The sequence below is a fragment of the Mesorhizobium sp. M0491 genome (assembly GCF_040321265.1).
Classification (GTDB): Bacteria; Pseudomonadota; Alphaproteobacteria; order Rhizobiales; family Rhizobiaceae; genus Mesorhizobium.
Window position 1 is genome coordinate 109743 of the sequence record NZ_JAMYRE010000017.1, and the last position, 18706, is coordinate 128448.

Consider the following 18706-nt stretch of genomic DNA (forward strand, 5'->3'; position numbering starts at 1 on the left):
CGGTTTTATCGTCTCGCGGTTTGGACCTTATCGCACGGCCGCCGCCGCCGCCCGGCCGGCGCTGCGGCCGGAAAAGATGCAGCCGCCGAGGAAGGTACCCTCAAGCGCCGCGTAGCCATGCACGCCGCCGCCGCCGAAACCGGCGGCTTCACCGACAGCGTAGAGCCCCGCAACCGGCTGGCCATCGGCACCCAGCACGCGGCTGTCGAGATCGGTCTGCAGGCCGCCCAGCGTCTTGCGGGTCAGGATGTTGAGGCGCACCGCGATCAGCGGGCCGTTTGCCGGATCGAGCATCTTGTGCGGCTTGGCCGTGCGGATCAGGCGGTCGCCGAGATAGGCGCGCGCCCCGCGCAGGGCGCTGATTTGCATGTCCTTGGAGAACGGGTTGTCCAGCTGCCGGTCGCGGGCGCGGATTTCGCGCTCGACCTGGGCCACCTCAAGAAGCGGCTCACCGCCGGCAAGCGCGTTCATGCGCGCGACCAGCGCCGGCAAATCGGCCTCGACGATGAAATCCTCACCTCTTTCCATGAACGCCTTGACCGGACCCGGAATGCCCGAGGTGGCGCGGCCGAGCACCTGGCGCCAGCTCTTGCCGGTCAGGTCCGGGTTCTGTTCTGAGCCCGACAGCGCGAACTCCTTCTGGATGATCTTCTTGGTCAGGATGAACCAGGAATAATCGAAGCCGGTGCTCATGATGTGGGAGAGCGTGCCCAGCGTGTCGAAGCCGGGATAGAGCGGCACCGGCAAGCGCTTGCCGCGCGCATCGAGCCACAGCGATGACGGGCCGGGCAGGATGCGGATCGCATGGTCGGTCCAGATCGGCGACCAGTTCCTGATGCCCTCGACATAGTGCCACATGCGGTCGCGGTTGACGATCGAGCCGCCGGCCCGTTCGGTGATCGCCAGCATTCGGCCGTCGACATGGTCGGGCACACCGGTGATCATGCGCTTGGGCGCCGTGCCAAGCCGCTTGGGCCAATTCTCCCGCACCAGTTGATGGTTGGCGCCGATGCCGCCGGAGGCGACGATCACCGCTTGGGCGTGAAGCTCGAAATCGCCTGATATTTCGCGCGAACTCTTGTGGCCGCGCTCGACAGCGCTGGGCTGCAGGATGTCGCCACGCACGCCGGTTACAACAGCGCCCGTCCGTGTCAGTTCATTGACTCGGTGCCGGAACTTGAAGCTGATCAATCCACGCTTTTGCGCCTCGCGCACGCGTAGGACAAAAGGTTCGAGCACTCCCGGTCCCGTGCCCCAGGTGATGTGGAAGCGCGGCACCGAATTGCCGTGGCCGATGGCATTGCCGCCGCCGCGCTCGGCCCAGCCGACCACGGGAAAGAACTTCAGGCCGCGCTGCAGCAGCCAGGATCGTTTTTCGCCGGCGGCAAAGCCGACATAGGCTTCCGCCCATCTGCGCGGCCAGAAATCCTCGGGCCGATCGAAAGCCGCGGTGCCCAGCCAGTCTTCCAGCGCCAGGTCATGCGAATCGCGGATGCGCATGCGCCGCTGCTCGGGCGAATCGACGAGGAAAAGGCCGCCGAACGACCAGAACGCCTGGCCGCCGAGCGACTGCTCCGGCTCCTGGTCGACGATGATGGTTTTCTTGCCGGCCTCGGCAAGCTCGGCGGCGGCAACCAGCCCGGCAAGGCCAGCGCCGACAATGATCACGTCCGCATCGTCAGCCATCTTTCCTCCCAGAATTAGCCGGTTACTTTATTGCAAGCGGTCAGACGGTCTCCCAGCCGTCCGTGCCGCCGGCGCGGAAGATCGCATCGATGACTTTCTGGTTGAGCACAGATTCCTCCAGCGTGAAGACGCGCTCCTTGCCGCCCTGTGCCGCACGCGCGAAGGTCTCGACCTCCAGCCGGTACTGCTGCGTGCCGGGAAAGCGGAACACCTGCGCCTCGGAGTGGTTCTGGTTGTGCAGTTCGACGCGGTGGTGGTCGTAGAGCCCGGCATTGAAAGGCGAGAACAACTCGATGAAACCCTTCTCACCGTGGAACACCATGACCTGGCGCGCCGCCATCTGCGTCGACAGGTAGAAGGACAGTTCGAAGTCACCGAAATCGGCGCGGATCGAGGAGTAGATGTCGGTGCCGAATTTCTGGTCGCGCTCGATCGTCGCCTGCACGCGCAGCGGCTCCTTGCCGGTCGAAAAGCGCGTCGACACGGTCGGGTAGACGCCGATGTCGGGCAGCGCGCCGCCGCCGAGGTCGAGCTGGTTGCGCATGTTGCTGGGGTCGACATTGTAGTAGGAGAAGGCACCCTGCACATGGCGCAGCCGGCCGATGGCGCCGCTGGCGATCAGGTCGCGTACCTTGATCCATTGCGGGTGGTAGATGACCATGAAGGCCTCGCAGACCAGCACCTTTTTCTGGTCGCGCAGCTTGATCAGCGGAAGAATGTCGTTGGCGTCGAGCGCCAGCGGCTTTTCGACCAGCACGTGCTTGCCGGCTTCGATGGCCTTTGCCGTCCATTCGACATGCTGCGAAGTCGGCAGCGGGATGTAGACGCCGTCGACCTCATTGGAGGCAAGCAGTTCCTCATAGGAGCCGAAGGCATGGCGCGCGCCGAAGCGGTCGGCGAGCGCCTTGGCCTTCGACAGGTCGCGGCTGGCGATCGCCGACAGCACGCCGTTCTCCGCCTCGACCATGGCCGGCAACAAATGCTCGCGGCCGATCTTGGCCGTCGACAACACACCCCATCGGAACATCAGGCTTCTCCATCACGATTACAGGCCACGAGGTTTGCCCGAAATTGCCGGAAAAGCCAATGACGAGGGTCAGCCCCTTTTGCCGGTCAGCGTCATGTCGAAGTCGACGATGTTGGAATAGATCGGCGTGCCGACATCCATGCCGTAGCGTGACCTCAACACCTTGCCGGTGACATGGAATTTTATGGTGCCAGCCTTGAGACCGCCAAGCTCGGCCGTGAATTTTTCCGGGAACGTCTTGCCGCGCGCCGTCAGCCTACCGGAGACCAGGGCCGTGGTGTCGCTGGTTCGGGTCACACTGGTCGAGCGGAACTGGATTTCCGGGTTCTTGGCGGCATCGAACACCGCGTCGGAGCGCAGGAAGGCATCGATACGGCCCTGGCCGGTGCCGACGCTTTCGGGAAAGATGGTGAAATTGACCTGCGAGCGCCCGACATCGCTGTTGTCGATGCGGATCGACCCCTTGAAGCGGGCAAAGGCGCCATTGAGGCCGCCGCCGCCGACCTTGTCGATGGAGAAGCGGATGCTGGAGCTGGCCGGGCTGATCGAATAGCTGCCGGCGGCGTCACCAAGCGCGACGGCCGCTGAAACAGGCATGGCAAGGCAAGCGGCGACCGCCGCAAATCCGAGGATGCGCGTGTACATGGGATGTTCCTTGTTGGAGGCAGCGCATTTCTTGCGCCCTCACTCCATGAACGAATGAACCGCTCGCTCTATTCCGGATCTGACGAAGGCGTGATCATGCGCGTGAGCACGCCATCCCTGAGCTGGAAATGATGCCGCAGTGCCGCCGCGACGTGGAGCGCGACCAGAGCCATGCCGGCATAGCCGAGATACCAGTGCGCCGCCGCCCAGAAGCTTTCGGCACCATCCGATTCGGCCAGCGGCAGGTTCGGCATGATGAACAGGTTGAACGGCAGGCTGGGAATCTCCAGCATCGAGACCGACACCAGCGCCCAGCCGGACAAGGGCAAGGCAAGCTGGAACGCGTAGAGCGCAAAATGGGCCAACGGTGCCGCCCGACGCTCCAGAGTCCCGACCGAGCGCGGCAGCGGCGGCCATACATTGCCAAGGCGCCAGGCGATGCGCAGGACGATCAGGCCGAGCAGCAGAAAACCGAAGGATTTGTGCAGCTGGATCAGTTCGAAGGCGGTGCGCTGGCTGGTCAGCCGCACCATGACGAAGCCGAGTCCGAACTGGCCGATGAAGATGAGCGCAATCAGCCAGTGGAGAATGATCGCGCCCCAGCCGTAGCTGGTCGTGCTATTGGTGATCGATGTTTGCATCGTTGGTGAACGACCGCGATGCCGGTTTTCTTCCACCAGGGGGAGGGGCGAGCCCGCTCTATCCACTCACCTTGAAGAAATCGACAAACGCCCTGAGCGCTGGCCGCATCTGACGGCGGCTCGGATAATAGACAAAGAAGCCGTCGAAGGGCGGGCACCAATCCTCCAGCACGCGGATCAGCCTGCCGTCGGCGAGCGGGGCGCGGACATAATCCTCAAAGACGAAGGCAAGCCCGGCGCCGTCGACCGCCGCCTGCGCGATCAGATGGTCCTCATCGAGGATCAGCGGTCCCTCCACCGCCATCTCGATCGTCTCGCGGCCTTTCTCGAATTCCCAGCGGTAGAGGATGCCGCTGGAGAAGCGGAAGCGGATGCAGCGGTGGCCGGCTAGGTCGCGCGGGTGGAGCGGCTTGGGGCTCACCTCGAAATAGACCGGGGCGCCGACCACCGCGCCGCGAAGGTCCGGCCCGATGCGCACCGCGATCATGTCGCGCTGCAGGCTCTCGCCTAGCCTGACTCCAGCATCGAAGCCGCCTTCCACCACGTCGGTGAAGCGGTCCTCGATGACGATCTCCAGCACGATGTCGGGATAGGCCGACGCAAAGGCGCCCAGCCGTGGCGTCAGCGCCAAATGGGCCGCCGTGCGCGGCACGGTCAGCCGCAGATTGCCGGCCGGTCGGTCGCGCGCTTCGATTGCCGTCTCCAGCGCCAGGTCGATCTCGGAAAGCGCCGGCCGCAATCGCTCGAGCAGTTGCGCGCCCTCCTCGGTCGGGGCAACGCTGCGCGTGCTGCGTGCCAACAGGCGCACGCCAAGCCGGGCTTCGAGGCTGGATACCGCGTGGCTAACCGCCGAAGGCGCGATGGCCAATTCCCTGGCAGCGCCGCGAAAGCTGCCGCATTGAGCGACAGTCGCCAGCACCGCCAGTTGTGAAAGATGCGCTCGATTCATTGATCTATCTTTTAGTACAGCCCGTGCGGATGAAAACCGATTATCGAACACAAGGCAAGGCGCTATTTCTGCCACATCGCAACAAGGAGACGCGTTATGCACACCCGCAAGCTAGGAACTGAATTGAACGTCTACCCCGTCGGCCTCGGCTGCATGGGCATGAGCTTCGCCTATGGCGGCCAAGCGGAAGCCGATGCGATCGCCACGCTCCACCGCGCCGTCGACATCGGCGTCAATTTCTTCGACACGGCGGAAGTCTATGGCCCTTACGAGAACGAGATCCTGCTCGGCAAGGCGCTGAAGTCGGTGCGTGACAAGGTGACGATCGCGACAAAATTCGGCTTCAAGATTTTGGAGGAAGGCACAGGCCTCGACCGCATGGCGGGCGTCGACAGCCGCCCCGAGCACGTCAAGGCGGTCGCCGAGGCCTCGCTGAAACGGCTGGGCACGGATGTGATCGACCTCTACTACCAGCACCGCGTCGACCCCAACGTGCCAATCGAGGATACGGTCGGCGCCATGGCCGAACTGGTGCGCGAGGGCAAGGTGCGCGCGCTTGGCCTGTCCGAGGCGAGTGCCGCGAGCATCCGCCGGGCCCATGCCGTTCATCCGATATCGGCCGTGCAGAGCGAGTATTCGCTGTGGAGCCGCGACCCGGAAGACGAGGTGTTCGCCGTCTGCCGCGAGCTCGGCATCGGCTTCGTTCCCTATAGCCCGCTCGGCCGTGGGCTGCTGACCGGCACGATCGCCAAGCCCGAGGCCTTGAGCGACGACGACTGGCGCCGGACCTTGCCGCGCTTCCAGGCCGAGGCGATGGAAGCCAATGCCGCCGTCATCGCCACGCTGGAAAAGCTGGCGGCTGAAAAGGGCGCAACCTCGGCGCAGCTGGCGCTGGCCTGGGTGCTGCACCAGGGCGATTTCATCGTACCGATCCCCGGTGCGCGCAAAATCCGCCATCTCGAGCAGAACACGGCGGCGGCGGACATTGCACTTAGCGCTGTCGAGGTGCAGGCGATTGGCGATGCGCTGTCGCCCGACAAGGTGGTCGGTAGGCGCTATGCGCAGAAGGAGTTGGCGCTGGTGAATGGGTGAAAGCTGGTGAGTAAGCGGAAGGGGTGCTTCGGCGCCCCTTTTCATGCGCGATGGTGCAGAAGGTTGCGTGACGTTGGCGCGAGGCACCCCCCTCTGTCCTGCCGGACATCTCCCCCGCAAGGGGGGAGATCGGATGTCACGCCGGCTTTCGCCAATCACCAACGTTGCAAGAAGGGTGCCGCCGATGAAGTTGCCAATCTCCCTCCTTGCGGGGGAGATGGCCGGCAGGCCAGAGGGGGGTGCCTCGCGCCAACATTCCGGCAACTCCCTACCAAGGCACGACAGTGGTCTCCGGCCAATACTCCTGGGCGCGTCTGCCCTTCACCTCATGCGTGCGCTGATTGTCCATCACCCGGTTCGGTGTGATGCGGAACGAAAAAATATCGTCAAGACCAAATGGAGCCACGATCTCGAGCTGCCCATCCGCATCGTATCGCACACCCACCGCATGGGTCTTCGACGCAAAATAGCTGACGGATTCGCTGGCGCTCGAATAGCGCGGGCAGGGTTGGCAGAACTTCTGCGGATACCATAGATGCACCCGCGCCTGGTTGCGCACCTCGACCGGCAACGCTAGCCCCTCGAAATGCCGCGCCGCCCGGCGGATCACCGCGTCCTCGGCCTCGTAGGACAGGTCGCTGTCATCGAAGTAGAAGAGATCAACGTCCTTGATGCCGTAACCCGAAGGCTTGCCGGTCAGGTGGTTCCAGACACTGTTGTAGAGCGCGCCGGACACCACCAGCCAGCCCGGCAGGTCGAGCGTGCGAGCCCGCGCCAGCGCGTCGCGGACCAGCGGGTCGGCAGGCACGATGGCGAGAAACGCCGCGCGCTGTTCTTCGAAAGGAAGTCCGGAATACCGCAGATGGTCCATCGCCCTTTGGAGGGCGATTCGCCATCTGCTCGCAAGTCTTAGCCGCGCAGAACGCCGCCCGTCTGCTTGCCGACATTCTCGACGATACGCTTGGCCAGTGCCTCGAAATCCTCGTCGGTCAGCGTCTTTTCGACCGGCTGGATCGACACTTCGATGGCAATAGACTTCCTGCCCTCGCCGAGCGAAGCGCCTTCGAAGATGTCGAAGACCGAAACGCCCGTGATGAGCTTCTTGTCGGCGGCGAGCGCCGCGCGGACCAGCGTGCCGGCCTCGACCGTTTTGTCGACGACGAAAGCGAAGTCGCGCTTGACCGCCTGGAAGGGGGACAGTTCCAGTTTCGGCTTGGTTTTCGTCGGCTTGGCCTTCGGTTCGGGCACCGCATCGACGAACACCTCGAAGCCGCACAGCGGCCCGGAAACATCGAGCCCCTCCAGCGTCTTCGGGTGGAATTCGCCAAAGGTGCCGAGCACGGTTTTCGGGCCGAGCTTGATGGTGCCGGAACGGCCGGGATGGTACCAGGCTGGACCGCCGGCCTCGATCTGCAGCCGCTCGACCGGCGCACCGCAGGCTTCGAGCGCGGCGATCGCGTCGGCCTTGGCGTCGAACACGCCGACCGCACCCGAATTGCCGGCCCAGTTGCGGCCTGAGCCGTCGAGCTTGGCGGTGCCGCGGCGCACGCCGGCGGCGACGCGCCGCTGCTGGTCGGCGCCGTCGCCCTCATAGGTGCCCGACACTTCGAACAGCGCCACGTCGCCGATACCCTTGTCGGCGTTGCGCTGGGCAGCCGCGATCAGGCCCGGCAGCAGCGACGGCCGCATGTCGGACATGTTGGCGGCGATCGGGTTGGCGAGCTTCAGCGCGGTCTGGCCACCGCCGAACAGCTCGGCATGCTTGGCCGGAATGAACGACCAGGTGACGGCTTCCATCATGCCGCGCACGGCAAGCGCGCGCTTGGCGGTGCGGGTGCGGACCTGCAGCGTGGTGAGTATCCTTGCGTTGACCGCGTCATGCGCACCGAGCGGCTGCGGCGCGATGTTGTCGACGCCGTGGATGCGCATGACTTCCTCGACCAGGTCTGCCTTGCCATCGACGTCGGGGCGCCAGGACGGCACGGCGACATCGACGACATCGCCCGAGCCCTCCGGCTTGAAGCCGAGGCGCGACAGGATGTCGAGGCTTTCCGCCCTGGGAACCTCGATGCCGGTCAGCCTCTTCACTTCCGAAAGCGGGAAGGAAACGATCTTCGACTTGTGGCCGGCGTAACCGACGACTTCCATTTCGGTCGGCGTGCCGCCGCAGAAATCGAGCACCAGTTTCGTTGCCAGCTCGACGCCAGGCACCATGAATTCAGGGTCCACGCCGCGCTCGAAGCGGTAGCGCGCGTCGGTGATGATGCCGAGCGTACGGCCGGTGCGCGCCGTGGTGATCGGATCCCAAAGGGCGGATTCGATCAGCACGTCGGTCGTGTTCTCGTCGCAGCCCGAATGCTCGCCGCCCATGATGCCGGCGATGGACTCGACGCCATTGTCATCAGCGATGACACACATTTCCGGCGTCAGCGTGTATTCGCGGCCGTCGAGCGCCTGCACCTTTTCACCATCGCGCGCGCGGCGCACGACGAGATTGCCGGCAACCTTGCTGGCGTCGAACACATGCAGCGGGCGTCCGCGGTCGAAGGTGACGTAGTTGGTGATGTCGACCAGCGCGCTGATGGGTCTCAGGCCAATGGCGATCAGCCGCTGCTGCAGCCATTTTGGCGACGGCCCATTCTTGACGCCCTTGACCAGGTTGAGCGCGAAGCCGGGGCAAAGCTCCGGCGCTTCGATCGTCACCTTGACCGGACACATGCCATTGCCGACATGCGGCATGATGGCGCCGCCAACGAGGCGGCCAAGCCCGCTCGCCGCCAGATCCCTGGCGATGCCATAGACGCTGGTGGCATCCGGCCGGTTCGGCGTCAAATTGATCTCGATGACCGGATCGTCGATATGCGCATAGGCGGCGAAGCTGGTGCCGACCGGCGCATCCTCGGGCAGGTCGATGATGCCGTTGTGTTCGTCTGACAGTTCCAGCTCGCGCTCGGAACACATCATGCCGTGGCTTTCGACCCCCCTGATCTTGCCGACCGCCAGCGTCACGTCGATGCCGGGCACATAGGTGCCGGGCGCGGCAAAGGCGCCGATCAGGCCAGCGCGGGCGTTTGGCGCGCCGCAGACGACCTGCACGGGTGGCTTGCCGTCGCCCGTATCGACGGTCAGCACGCGCAGCCGGTCGGCATCGGGATGCTGGACCGCCGTCAGCACCCTGGCGATGACGAAGGGCTTCAGGCTTGACTTGTCGTCGACATGCTCGACTTCGAGGCCGATCGAGGTCAGCCGCTCGACGATCTCGTCGAGCGTAGCGTCGGTCTCTAGGTGGTCCTTGAGCCAGGAGAGGGTGAATTTCATGGGGCTGTTCCGTCTGGTCTTTTGACGCTTGATTTCAGATGTCTCGGCAGGTCGTCGGACATATGCAGGTAGGGCAGCTGCTCGCCGACATAGGCATGCAGCGTGGGTTCAAAATCGGCTGGCATGTCCATGGCGCCGAGCATGAAGTAGATGTCGTCTTCCAGCCGCTCGTCGACATAGGCGATGGGTGAGCCGCAAGTGCCGCAGAACGAGCGCGTCACCGGGCCGTTCTCGAACATCTTCAGCGCCTTGCCGGTGAACGCGACCTGACCGGCCGGGAAGCCGACAAAGGCCGATACAGGCGCGCCGCTGGCCCGCCGGCAATCGCCGCAATGGCAATAGCTGACGTGGTGCGGTTCGGCCGATGCCTCGAACCGCACGGCGCCGCAGCGACAGCCGCCGGCGTAGGGCGCTGTCATGCGCTCAGGCCCCCAAACAGCGTCGGCATGTCGAGCGGCCTGAACCCGTAATGCGACAGCCAGCGCACGTCGGCATCGAAGAAGGCGCGCAGGTCCGGCATGCCGTATTTCAGCATGGCGATGCGGTCGATGCCCATGCCCCAGGCAAAGCCCTGATATTCGTCCGGATCGAGCCTGCCATGGCGCAGCACGTTGGGATGGACCATGCCGCAGCCGAGGATCTCCATCCAGTCGGAGCCTTCGCCGAAGCGCACTTCGCCCGGCCGCGAGCGGTCGCACTGGATGTCGACCTCGAGGCTCGGCTCGGTGAACGGGAAGAAGGACGGCCGGAAGCGCATCTTGACCTGCGGCACCTCGAAGAAGGCCTTGCAGAACTCCTCCAGCACCCACTTCATGTTGGCGACGTTGGCCGTCTTGTCGATCACCAGCCCCTCGACCTGATGGAACATCGGCGAGTGAGTGGCGTCCGAATCCTGGCGGTAAGTCTTGCCCGGAATGACGATGCGGATCGGCGGCTTCTTCGTCTCCATGGTGCGGATCTGCACCGGCGAAGTGTGCGTGCGCAAAAGCTTGCGCTCGCCCTTCTCGTCCGGCTGGAAGAAGAAGGTGTCGTGCATCTCGCGCGCCGGATGGCCTTCGGGGAAATTCAGCGCAGTGAAATTGTAGTAATCGGTCTCGATATCGGGACCTTCCGCGATGGAAAACCCGAGGTCGCCGAAGATCGCAGCGATCTCATCGATGACCTGGCTGATCGGGTGGATACGGCCGCGCTCGGCCGGCGACTGCCGCACCGGCAGCGTCACATCGACCCTTTCGGCGGCGAGGCGGGCGGTGATCGCCACATCTTTCAACTCGGCCTTGCGCACCGTCAGCGCATCTGTGACGCGGTTCTTGAGTCCGTTGATTGCGGGGCCTTTGACCTGACGCTCCTCAGCGGTCATGGCGCCAAGGGTCTTCAGCATCTCGGACACGGCGCCCTTCTTGCCGAAAGCAGCGATGCGCACGGCCTCGATGGCCGGCTCATCGGCGGCCGAGGCGATTTCGGCCAGAAGTGAGTTTTCAAGCGTATCCAGGCCAGTGGTTGCGTCGTTCACGGTCAAACTCGCTACGTTGGAAATCAGCTCAAAGTGAAAGTCACTTTTAAGTTGAAAGTTCAGGCAAAAGAAAAACCCGCGCCAGCCGTGCCAGCGCGGGTTCCCCAAATCAGAATTGCGAATGCTTGGGAAGCGCTGGTCTTAGGCGACAGCGCTTTCAAAAGCGTTCGGCGTGGTGTTCTTCAGATATTCGAGCGCCACCTTGGCCTTGGCGACCAGGGCTGCGAAAGCCTGCGGCTCATGGATGGCCATGTCCGACAGGATCTTGCGGTCGATCTCGATGCCCGACTTGTTGAGGCCGTCGATGAAGCGGCCATAGGTCAGGCCATGCTCGTGCGTCGCGGCGTTGATGCGCTGGATCCACAGCGCGCGGAACGAGCGCTTGCGGTTCTTGCGGTCGCGATACGCGTACTGCATCGACTTTTCCACCGCCTGCTTGGCGATGCGGATGGTGTTCTTGCGGCGGCCGTAGAAGCCTTTGGCGGCTTTCAGGACCTTCTTGTGCTTGGCGTGCGAAGTGACGCCTCTTTTTACGCGTGCCATGTCATGATCTCCTTAAAAGCAATTCCAGGAAAAGTGCCTTGCGGTTTTCCGTTCGGAATTGCGTAAAACAAATGCGTGTCCGGACCGAATGATCTTATTTTGGCGAATGATGTTTTCCAAAAAGTCTGCAACTTTTTGGCATCATTCCCTAGAGACCGTTCGGCAGAAAATTCTTGATGACCTTCTTGCCATCCGGTTCAGCCAGAACCATCGTGCCGCGGGCATTTCGAATGAACTTGTTGGAACGCTTGATCATGCCGTGACGCTTGCCGGCCGCAGCCGACAGGACTTTACCCGTACCTGTGATCTTGAACCGCTTCTTGGCGGCCGATTTGGTCTTCATCTTGGGCATTTTGCTACTCCGTATTGTTGGCGCACTATCGCGCTTCTTGTTCGCTTCGGGCCGACCAAAGCCCGAAAAGCAAATGAAACCGCCACGGCATGCCCTGCCGGGCGGTTTTCTTGAACGGCGGTGCTATACGTCAAAGACGGCCCGCGTGCAACACCTGTGGAGATGCGGCGCTGTGTCCTTGGTCAGGGCAGCGTGAACCAGACCGGCAACATGCCTGACAGCTGGGCTCCGTCTATCAGCTCGAAGGCCGGCAGGGCGACGAGGAAGACCAGGCCGTCGAGCAGCGTGGTCAGCAACAGGCGGGGCTTGAAGCTGCCCGTATCGCCCTCCTGGTAGAGCGACAGCTTCGGGAAGAAGCGCGGCACCTTCTCCAGATAGGCCTGGTACGGCGCGCCGAGCGCTTCCTTGAGGAACTTCTCTTCGCGCAGGATGACGATGTGGAAGGCACCCGCGCACAGCAGCGCAAAGAGGATGATGCCGGAGAACGAGCCGATCTGGGCGCCGACGCCCGCCGCGGCCACGGTCGAGAACACATAAAGTGGGTTGCGGGTGATCGAGTAAGGCCCGCCGGTCACCACCTCGGAAGATTTGCGCCCGCCTATGTAGAGCGTCGCCCAAAGGCGCCCGACGATGCCGAGGAAAATCAGCAGCACGCCGAACATTTCGATCGACTCATGCACCCAGGTTTCAGGCGGAAACGTCGATTGGCCGAACAGCAGTGCCAGAAACAGCACCACCACCAGCACCGCAAGCACCATGCGGCGCATATGCTGGTAGTTGCCCAGCCCGTGTGCCTCGACGGGCGCAGACTTGATTTCATTGACCATGGCGGAATCCGATCGTCGAAAAACTTGCCGGCGATCGCAGCTTCTGGCCAAGAAAACAGGGCCCCGCCGATCGTTGGGACGGCTTGCAGGATAATTCAGGCGGATTTAATGCATGTCGCCTCTTTTGACTGCCTACCGCAGCTCAATACAGCCAGAAGAGGACGGGAATTACACCGCTTTCCTGTCCGGACTCGATGAGTTCGAAAAACGGTATGGAAACCAGAAACATCAAGCCGTCGCGCAGCGTGTGATTGAAGATGCGCGGTGTGAAGGTGACCTCGGCCTGATCGCGATAAAGCCGGGGATTGGGAAAAAAACGCGGCACCCGTGCAACGTAGTCCTTGTACGGCGCCCCGAGCACGGTCGTCAAATGCCGTTCCTCGCGCAGCGTGACGATGTGGAACGCGGCCGCGCACAAAACCGCCGACGCTACCGCGACGATCGCGCTGCCGGTCTGGGTGCCGATGCCGACGGCCGCTACGGTGGAGAAAAAATACAGCGGGTTGCGCATCACCGAATATGGGCCGGTTGCAACCACTTCGGCCGACTTGCGGCCGCCGATATAGAGGATCGACCAGAGCCGGCCGCCGATTCCGATCAGTATCAGGGCGATCCCGTGCGCCTCTATGCGTTCGTGGGTCAGTTCATCGTGCGGGGAGCCGCCGAAGATCAGCAAAGCGCAAAAAGCGCCGATTAGCAGCGCCAGCAGGACGCGCCGGCGCCGCTGATAGCGACCCATTTCACTTGTAGAACGTGCCGCAGCGGTCATGGGAGAATCCTTTCGCCGCGAGGACCGGCAACCAGAATCCTTGTCGAAGCAACTTGCGGAGAAATCATGGCGGAGGCAAAACAAAACAAAAGCCGCCGAAGCGGCCTTTGCTTTTGACGGGGATCGCTCTAGCGCGGCGACAGCACCATCATCATCTGGCGGCCTTCGAGCTTCGGTTCCGCTTCGACCTTGGCAATCGTCGCCACTTCCTCGCGGACCTTGTTCAGAAGCTGCATGCCGAGTTCCATATGCGCCATCTCGCGGCCACGGAAGCGCAGCGTCAGCTTGACCTTGTCGCCTTCCTCGAAGAAGCGGCGAACCGCCTTCATCTTGGTCTCGTAGTCATGGCTGTCGATGTTCGGGCGCATCTTGATCTCCTTGATCTCGATGACCTTCTGGTTCTTGCGCGCCTCGGCCGCCTTCTTCTGGTTGGCGTATTTCAACTTGCCGAGATCGAGGATCTTGACGACGGGGGGCACCGCATTGGGCGATATCTCGACGAGATCGAGCCCAGCCTCTTCGGCGAGCAGCAACGCATCGTTGATGGAAATATCGCCGCGGTTCTGGCCATCGGCGTCGATAAGCTGGACCCGGGGAACCCGGATGTCACGGTTGGAGCGCGGGCCATCCTTGGTCGGCGCCGCTGCTTTGAAAGGTCTGCGAATGGTCGTGGTCTCCTTGGCCGTTTCGTTCAGGTTCGTCAGTGTTGATGCGTGGACGCGCAATGTGGTGAGCGCGCGGGCGGAGTCAATAGCACAGCATTGACAGAAAATCACCCTGATCGCTGCTCTGCACCAAACAAACAACATCGTGAGCACTTTTCGCCACGCCACCGGCTGTGTCACAAGACCCGCGTTGAGGAAAAGCCATGACTGCTACGCCCCCAATCTTTCTGGATGTAGATGGATCGCGCATCGCGGTGCGCCATACTGCTGGCTCTGCGCCAGGCATCGTCTGGCTCGGCGGCTACAAGTCGGACATGCTGGGCACGAAGGCGCAGACGCTGACGGACTGGGCGGCGAAAGAAGGCCGCGCCTTCCTGCGCCACGATTATTCTGGCCATGGCGAATCCGGCGGCGCCTTTGCCGACGGCACGATTTCGACATGGCTTGCGCAGAGCCTTGCCGTGTTCCGGCATTTCACCCGGGGCAGCCAGATCCTGGTCGGCTCCTCGATGGGCGCCTGGATCGCGCTGCGCATGGTGCAGGAATTGCGCAAGGCAGGCGATAGCAACGTCGCCGGCATGGTGCTGCTGGCGCCAGCCCCGGATTTCACCGCCGACCTGGTCGAACCGGTGCTGACCAAGGCGCAGAAGCGCGATCTCGCCAAAAAAGGTTTCTTCGAAGAGCCGTCGGACTATTCCACGGAACCCTACATCTACACCCGCGCCCTGATCGAGGACGGGCGCTACAACCGGGTTATGACAGGCCCGATCGACACCCATTGCCCGGTGCACATCCTGCAGGGCCTGGCCGATGCGGACGTGCCTGCAAGCCACGCACTGAAGCTGGTCAGCTTGCTGCCCGCCGACGACGTGACACTGTCATTGATCCCCGACGGCGACCATCGCTTGTCGCGACCCCAAGATCTCGACATGCTGGTGCGGGCCGTCGATGCGATGGCGCAGAGGGGAAACTGATGCGCCTTTCCATCCCGATATCCGCCTTCGTCGCGGCGATCGTCGGCTTCGGCGGCACGCTGGCCATCGTCATCGCAGCCGCCACCGCAGTCGGTGCGACGCAGATCGAGACGGCAAGTTGGGTGACGACGATCTGCCTGGCCATGGCGATCGAGAGCCTGTGGCTGTCATGGCGCACGAAAATGCCTGTCATCACCGCCTGGTCGACGCCGGGCCTGGCGCTGATCGCGGCATCGAGCGGCTTTTCGATGAGCGAGGCCGTCGCCGCCTTCATCGTCACCGGCGTCCTTCTGATCGCCACAGGGCTGTTTCGGCCCCTGACCAAGCTGATCTCGAGGATACCGCCCTCCGTCGCCTCGGGCATGCTGGCCGGCATCGTCGTCACCTTCGCGCTCAATGCGGTGAAGACCATTCCGATCGACCCGTGGCTGATCCTGCCGCTGATCGCCGTCTTCTTCGTTATCAGGCTGTTCAACCCGGCGCTGTCGGTGCTGGCGGTTCTGATCGGCGGTGGCCTCGCCGCTTTCCTCACCGGCCGTGTCGGTGGCCTGCCGACACCGGAACTGTCGACGCTGACGCTGATTGCGCCTGACTTCACCACCAAGGCGGTGATTGGCCTGGCACTGCCGCTCTACCTCGTCACCATGGCGTCGCAAAACCTGTCCGGCCTCGCCGTGCTGCGCGCCGCCGGCTATCACCCGGAGCCCGGCCCGCTGATCGGTGTCACGGGCCTGTTTTCGCTGCTGTCGGCGCCGTTCGGCGGCTCGACGACCAATCTGGCGGCGATCTCGGCGGCGATCTGCACCGGGCCGGACGTCCACCCCGATCCCGCCGAGCGCTGGAAGACCGGGCCGTTTTATGCGCTCGCCTATCTCATCTTTGCTATTTTCGGCGCTTCGCTGGTGGCGATCTTCGCGGTGCTGCCGCAGAGCCTGATCGTGCTGGTGGCAGGCCTGGCGCTGATGGCGTCGCTCGCCAACGCGCTGTCTATCGCGCTGAAGGAAGAGGCGGATCGCATGGCCGCCACCGTCACCTTTGTCGTCACCGCGTCGGGCCTGACGCTGTTCGGCGTTGGCGCCGCATTCTGGGGCCTGATTGCCGGGTTGGTCGTGCTTTCCCTCGATATGATCAAAAAGCGGTAATCATTTCAGATGCTTGTCCGGATTTGGCGGACATTGTCTTGAATCGCCGTTTTTCTCTTCCCATTTCGATTCCACGCAGCCGGGTTTGGCTGTCTCCAACCGAAGGAATGGGAGAAAATGAACACATCCGCATTGATCCGTCCGGCCTGGACGCCCGCAACCATCGCGTTGATGGTTGTGGGTTTCATGGTGTTCTGGCCACTCGGCTTCGCCATGCTCGCCTACATCATCTGGGGCGACCGCCTCGATGGCTTCAAGCGTGACGTCAACCGCGCGACCGACGGCATCTTCGCCGGATGCCGCCGCGGTTCCGACAAGGCCGCGCGCTGGGGCAATGGCTCCGCCCGCACCGGCAACGTCGCTTTCGACGACTGGCGCGAAAAGGAACTGGAGCGCCTGAACGAAGAGCGTCGCAAGCTCGACGAGATGCTGACCCAGTTCGACGAGTATGCCCGCGAATTGCGCCGCGCCAAGGATCAGGACGAGTTCGACCGGTTCATGGCCAACCGCAACAAGTCGACGGCTCCGACGAAGACCGATCCGGGCGCCGGAACGACGACCACCAAGCGTGGCAAGGGTTCGAACCTGCTTGACGACTGAGGCCCGACGCATAACCCCGAAAACCGGAACCGGTTTTCGGGTCATGCGCCAACTTAAAGTGCTACAGCGTCCTTTGCGCGTCCCAGAGGACGCGCGGCGCTGTAGGACAGGCCAAGGTATGACGACGGCGTCGCGCGAGCGGCGCCGTTTCTTTTTTGTTCTAGTCGTTTTTCTCGAATCGCGTATCGTCCCGCCATGACTCTCGGCTTCTTTCGCAATCTGACAAAGCCCAAGCCCACGCCTGTCGTGGAACGCGAATATTGCATCGCCGGCCGCACGCTGCCGCTCAAGATCGTCGAGAGCGCCAGGGCGCGCCGAATGACGCTGCGCATCGATTCAGGCGGCCAGGGTCTGCGCATCACCGTGCCGCCAGGCCTGCGCCGCGGCGAGGTAGACAGGTTCCTCGAGCGGCACCAGGACTGGCTGGAGCAGCGACTGGCCAAGGTGCCGACGCGGCCGCAGGTGCGGCCCGGCATCAGGATCCCGGTGCGTGGCGTGGCGCACCGCATCGTCCATGAGCCATCAAAGCGCGGGACCGTGACGGTGTCGAGCGATGAGCGCGGCCCGCTGCTGATCGTGCACGGCGATCGCATACACCTACCGCGCCGCATCGCCGACTTCCTCAAGCGCGAGGCCAAGAAGGACATCGAGAAGCTGGTGCTCAAGCACACCCAGGCGTTAGGCAAACGCGCCAAGGCCGTCCGCTTCAAGGACACGTCGAGCCGCTGGGGCTCCTGCACCTCCGAAGGCAATCTGTCCTTCTCCTGGCGCATCATGATGGCGCCGTCGCCGGTCATCAACTATCTCGTCGCGCATGAAGTGGCGCATCTCAAGGAGATGAACCATGGTCCGAAATTCTGGAAATTGTGCGAAAAGCTCTGCCCCGACACCGATCGCTGCAAGGACTGGCTGAAGCGCAATGGCGGTGCGCTGCAGGCGATCATGTTCGAGTAGATCGCTCAGTCGTCGTTTGCGGCGTTCAAGTCCTCAGGCCGCAACCCCTCATCGCCATGATGCGGCCACGGCAGGAAATTGCCGTCGAATTCATCGCCGCCGAAATAGTCGAGCGCCCGGTGCGCTTCGGCGCCGTTGAAGGCAGCCTTGTCGATCAGGTGCGCGATGACCTCGCGCGCCTGCGCGACCTTCTGCCTGAGTTCGGCAATTGTCCTGTCGGTCATGATCGTGCTCCCGCCGTGTCCTGTTCATCCATAGGTAGCGCCTTTGGCCGTGTCGGCAAACAGCATGCTTTTTCTCGACTCTTTTCGCTTTTCATGCCAATTCCCGCGCCATGGCACTCGACATCAAGATCTGCGGCTTGAAGACCGACGGGGCAATGGCCGCGGCGCTGGCCGGCGGCGCCAGCCATGTCGGGTTTATCTTCTTCGCCAAAAGCCCGCGCTATGTCGAACCTGCCGAGGCTGGCCGTCTGCGCGAGACTGCGCGCGGCAAGGCGATGGCGGTTGCCGTCACCGTAGATACCAGCGACGCCTTCCTTGATGAAATCGTTGCCAAAATGCAGCCTGACATGCTGCAGCTGCATGGTGCGGAAACGCCCGATCGCGTCGCCGAGGTCAAAGCCCGCTATGGCCTGCCGGTGATGAAGGCGCTGCCGCTCAGCGAGGCCGCCGATCTCGAACGGATAAAGCCGTTCATCGGCATAGCCGACCGGTTCCTGTTCGACGCCAAGCCGCCGAAAGGCTCGCAACTGCCGGGCGGCAACGGCGTGGCCTTCGACTGGCACATCCTCGCCGGCCTTGACGGCAGCGTCGATTACATGCTTTCCGGTGGGCTCAACGCCGCCAATATCGGCGATGCCCTTCGGCTTGCCGACCCGCCCGGAATAGACATTTCCTCAGGCGTGGAAAGCGCGCCGGGCATCAAGGATCCGGCGCTGATCGAACAGTTTTTCCGGGCCGTCAGGGCCGCGCGGAACACCCGCGCAGCCTGAGCGTGCTGTAAACGA

The 18706-nt window shown here is 63.2% G+C and carries 21 protein-coding genes; 6 read left to right on the forward strand and 15 right to left on the reverse strand.

Features of this window, described 5'->3' with window-relative positions; translation table 11 throughout:
- Positions 1 to 27 precede the first annotated feature (27 nt).
- From NKI69_RS22355 to NKI69_RS22375, 5 genes are all read right to left on the reverse strand, one after another.
- Positions 28 to 1686, reverse strand: coding sequence for an FAD-binding dehydrogenase (locus NKI69_RS22355; protein ID WP_352722542.1), 1659 nt, complete (start codon positions 1684 to 1686; stop codon positions 28 to 30).
- A gap of 40 nt (positions 1687 to 1726) precedes the next feature.
- Complete coding sequence (locus tag NKI69_RS22360; protein WP_023810597.1) at positions 1727 to 2713, reverse strand: Gfo/Idh/MocA family protein; 987 nt, start codon at positions 2711 to 2713, stop codon at positions 1727 to 1729.
- Positions 2714 to 2782: 69 nt separating this feature from the next.
- Positions 2783 to 3358, reverse strand: a complete 576-nt coding sequence (locus tag NKI69_RS22365; RefSeq protein ID WP_023810598.1) for a YceI family protein — start codon at positions 3356 to 3358, stop codon at positions 2783 to 2785.
- Positions 3359 to 3426: 68 nt separating this feature from the next.
- On the reverse strand, positions 3427 to 3999 hold the full coding sequence (locus NKI69_RS22370) for a cytochrome b (protein ID WP_023810599.1): 573 nt from the start codon (positions 3997 to 3999) through the stop codon (positions 3427 to 3429).
- Positions 4000 to 4057: 58 nt separating this feature from the next.
- Positions 4058 to 4948: a LysR family transcriptional regulator gene (locus tag NKI69_RS22375; RefSeq protein WP_023810600.1), complete on the reverse strand. Its 891-nt coding sequence runs from the start codon at positions 4946 to 4948 to the stop codon at positions 4058 to 4060.
- A 96-nt stretch (positions 4949 to 5044) separates the two neighbouring features.
- Here NKI69_RS22375 and NKI69_RS22380 point away from each other — a divergent pair, with 96 nt between their 5' ends.
- On the forward strand, positions 5045 to 6040 hold the full coding sequence (locus NKI69_RS22380; protein ID WP_023810601.1) for an aldo/keto reductase: 996 nt from the start codon (positions 5045 to 5047) through the stop codon (positions 6038 to 6040).
- 268 nt (positions 6041 to 6308) lie between these two features.
- Here the strand turns inward: NKI69_RS22380 and NKI69_RS22385 are convergent, their stop codons facing one another.
- From NKI69_RS22385 to infC, 9 genes are all read right to left on the reverse strand, one after another.
- The gene (locus NKI69_RS22385; RefSeq protein ID WP_352611044.1) at positions 6309 to 6911 is read right to left on the reverse strand and encodes a nucleotidyltransferase family protein; all 603 of its coding nucleotides are present in this window, start codon (positions 6909 to 6911) and stop codon (positions 6309 to 6311) included.
- Between the two features lie 38 nt (positions 6912 to 6949).
- A complete protein-coding gene (gene pheT / locus NKI69_RS22390) occupies positions 6950 to 9358 on the reverse strand; it encodes a phenylalanine--tRNA ligase subunit beta (RefSeq protein ID WP_023810603.1) in 2409 nt (802 codons plus the stop codon).
- A complete protein-coding gene (locus NKI69_RS22395; RefSeq protein ID WP_023810604.1) occupies positions 9355 to 9777 on the reverse strand; it encodes a GFA family protein in 423 nt (140 codons plus the stop codon). Before NKI69_RS22395 ends, pheT begins: the two co-directional genes overlap by 4 nt.
- Complete coding sequence (pheS, locus tag NKI69_RS22400; protein ID WP_128302733.1) at positions 9774 to 10871, reverse strand: phenylalanine--tRNA ligase subunit alpha; 1098 nt, start codon at positions 10869 to 10871, stop codon at positions 9774 to 9776. The genes NKI69_RS22395 and pheS overlap by 4 nt, the downstream gene beginning before the upstream one ends.
- A 141-nt stretch (positions 10872 to 11012) precedes the next feature.
- Complete coding sequence (gene rplT, locus NKI69_RS22405; RefSeq protein ID WP_023672281.1) at positions 11013 to 11414, reverse strand: 50S ribosomal protein L20; 402 nt, start codon at positions 11412 to 11414, stop codon at positions 11013 to 11015.
- 148 nt (positions 11415 to 11562) lie between these two features.
- Positions 11563 to 11766 (reverse strand): 50S ribosomal protein L35, encoded by a 204-nt coding sequence (gene rpmI, locus NKI69_RS22410; protein ID WP_006201248.1) that lies wholly within the window; start codon positions 11764 to 11766, stop codon positions 11563 to 11565.
- 182 nt (positions 11767 to 11948) lie between these two features.
- Positions 11949 to 12593, reverse strand: a complete 645-nt coding sequence (locus NKI69_RS22415; protein ID WP_023810606.1) for a methyltransferase family protein — start codon at positions 12591 to 12593, stop codon at positions 11949 to 11951.
- Between the two features lie 142 nt (positions 12594 to 12735).
- Positions 12736 to 13362 carry a methyltransferase family protein gene (locus NKI69_RS22420; protein ID WP_023810607.1) on the reverse strand — a complete coding sequence of 209 codons (627 nt, stop codon included), beginning with the start codon at positions 13360 to 13362 and terminating at the stop codon, positions 12736 to 12738.
- A gap of 128 nt (positions 13363 to 13490) precedes the next feature.
- Positions 13491 to 14027 (reverse strand): translation initiation factor IF-3, encoded by a 537-nt coding sequence (gene infC, locus NKI69_RS22425; protein ID WP_023810608.1) that lies wholly within the window; start codon positions 14025 to 14027, stop codon positions 13491 to 13493.
- Between the two features lie 203 nt (positions 14028 to 14230).
- Between infC and NKI69_RS22430 the strand changes: the two genes are divergently transcribed.
- The 4 genes from NKI69_RS22430 (at position 14231) to NKI69_RS22445 (ending at position 17697) form a co-directional block, all read left to right on the forward strand.
- Positions 14231 to 15001, forward strand: a complete 771-nt coding sequence (locus tag NKI69_RS22430) for an alpha/beta hydrolase (protein ID WP_023810609.1) — start codon at positions 14231 to 14233, stop codon at positions 14999 to 15001.
- On the forward strand, positions 15001 to 16143 hold the full coding sequence (locus NKI69_RS22435; protein WP_023810610.1) for a benzoate/H(+) symporter BenE family transporter: 1143 nt from the start codon (positions 15001 to 15003) through the stop codon (positions 16141 to 16143). The genes NKI69_RS22430 and NKI69_RS22435 overlap by 1 nt, the downstream gene beginning before the upstream one ends.
- Before the next feature lie 117 nt (positions 16144 to 16260).
- The gene (locus NKI69_RS22440) at positions 16261 to 16743 is read left to right on the forward strand and encodes a DUF2852 domain-containing protein (protein WP_023810611.1); all 483 of its coding nucleotides are present in this window, start codon (positions 16261 to 16263) and stop codon (positions 16741 to 16743) included.
- Between the two features lie 195 nt (positions 16744 to 16938).
- A complete protein-coding gene (locus tag NKI69_RS22445; protein ID WP_023810612.1) occupies positions 16939 to 17697 on the forward strand; it encodes a M48 family metallopeptidase in 759 nt (252 codons plus the stop codon).
- A 5-nt stretch (positions 17698 to 17702) separates the two neighbouring features.
- Here the strand turns inward: NKI69_RS22445 and NKI69_RS22450 are convergent, their stop codons facing one another.
- Entirely contained in the window at positions 17703 to 17921 is a 219-nt protein-coding gene (locus tag NKI69_RS22450) for a hypothetical protein (protein ID WP_023810613.1), read from the reverse strand.
- 110 nt (positions 17922 to 18031) lie between these two features.
- Between NKI69_RS22450 and NKI69_RS22455 the strand changes: the two genes are divergently transcribed.
- Entirely contained in the window at positions 18032 to 18691 is a 660-nt protein-coding gene (locus tag NKI69_RS22455) for a phosphoribosylanthranilate isomerase (RefSeq protein ID WP_023810614.1), read from the forward strand.
- Positions 18692 to 18706 lie beyond the last annotated feature (15 nt).

Coding starts and splice junctions, on each gene's coding strand:
- NKI69_RS22385 (WP_352611044.1), bottom strand. CDS start 6,911: ATGGACCATCTGCGGTATTCCGGACTTCCTTTCGAAGAACAGCGCGCG.
- NKI69_RS22375 (WP_023810600.1), bottom strand. CDS start 4,948: ATGAATCGAGCGCATCTTTCACAACTGGCGGTGCTGGCGACTGTCGCT.
- NKI69_RS22395 (WP_023810604.1), bottom strand. CDS start 9,777: ATGACAGCGCCCTACGCCGGCGGCTGTCGCTGCGGCGCCGTGCGGTTC.
- rpmI (WP_006201248.1), bottom strand. CDS start 11,766: ATGCCCAAGATGAAGACCAAATCGGCCGCCAAGAAGCGGTTCAAGATC.
- NKI69_RS22430 (WP_023810609.1), top strand. CDS start 14,231: ATGACTGCTACGCCCCCAATCTTTCTGGATGTAGATGGATCGCGCATC.
- NKI69_RS22415 (WP_023810606.1), bottom strand. CDS start 12,593: ATGGTCAATGAAATCAAGTCTGCGCCCGTCGAGGCACACGGGCTGGGC.
- NKI69_RS22435 (WP_023810610.1), top strand. CDS start 15,001: ATGCGCCTTTCCATCCCGATATCCGCCTTCGTCGCGGCGATCGTCGGC.
- NKI69_RS22380 (WP_023810601.1), top strand. CDS start 5,045: ATGCACACCCGCAAGCTAGGAACTGAATTGAACGTCTACCCCGTCGGC.
- NKI69_RS22450 (WP_023810613.1), bottom strand. CDS start 17,921: ATGACCGACAGGACAATTGCCGAACTCAGGCAGAAGGTCGCGCAGGCG.
- NKI69_RS22420 (WP_023810607.1), bottom strand. CDS start 13,362: ATGACCGCTGCGGCACGTTCTACAAGTGAAATGGGTCGCTATCAGCGG.
- NKI69_RS22365 (WP_023810598.1), bottom strand. CDS start 3,358: ATGTACACGCGCATCCTCGGATTTGCGGCGGTCGCCGCTTGCCTTGCC.
- pheT (WP_023810603.1), bottom strand. CDS start 9,358: ATGAAATTCACCCTCTCCTGGCTCAAGGACCACCTAGAGACCGACGCT.
- rplT (WP_023672281.1), bottom strand. CDS start 11,414: ATGGCACGCGTAAAAAGAGGCGTCACTTCGCACGCCAAGCACAAGAAG.
- NKI69_RS22440 (WP_023810611.1), top strand. CDS start 16,261: ATGAACACATCCGCATTGATCCGTCCGGCCTGGACGCCCGCAACCATC.
- NKI69_RS22445 (WP_023810612.1), top strand. CDS start 16,939: ATGACTCTCGGCTTCTTTCGCAATCTGACAAAGCCCAAGCCCACGCCT.
- NKI69_RS22370 (WP_023810599.1), bottom strand. CDS start 3,999: ATGCAAACATCGATCACCAATAGCACGACCAGCTACGGCTGGGGCGCG.
- NKI69_RS22355 (WP_352722542.1), bottom strand. CDS start 1,686: ATGGCTGACGATGCGGACGTGATCATTGTCGGCGCTGGCCTTGCCGGG.
- NKI69_RS22455 (WP_023810614.1), top strand. CDS start 18,032: ATGGCACTCGACATCAAGATCTGCGGCTTGAAGACCGACGGGGCAATG.
- NKI69_RS22360 (WP_023810597.1), bottom strand. CDS start 2,713: ATGTTCCGATGGGGTGTGTTGTCGACGGCCAAGATCGGCCGCGAGCAT.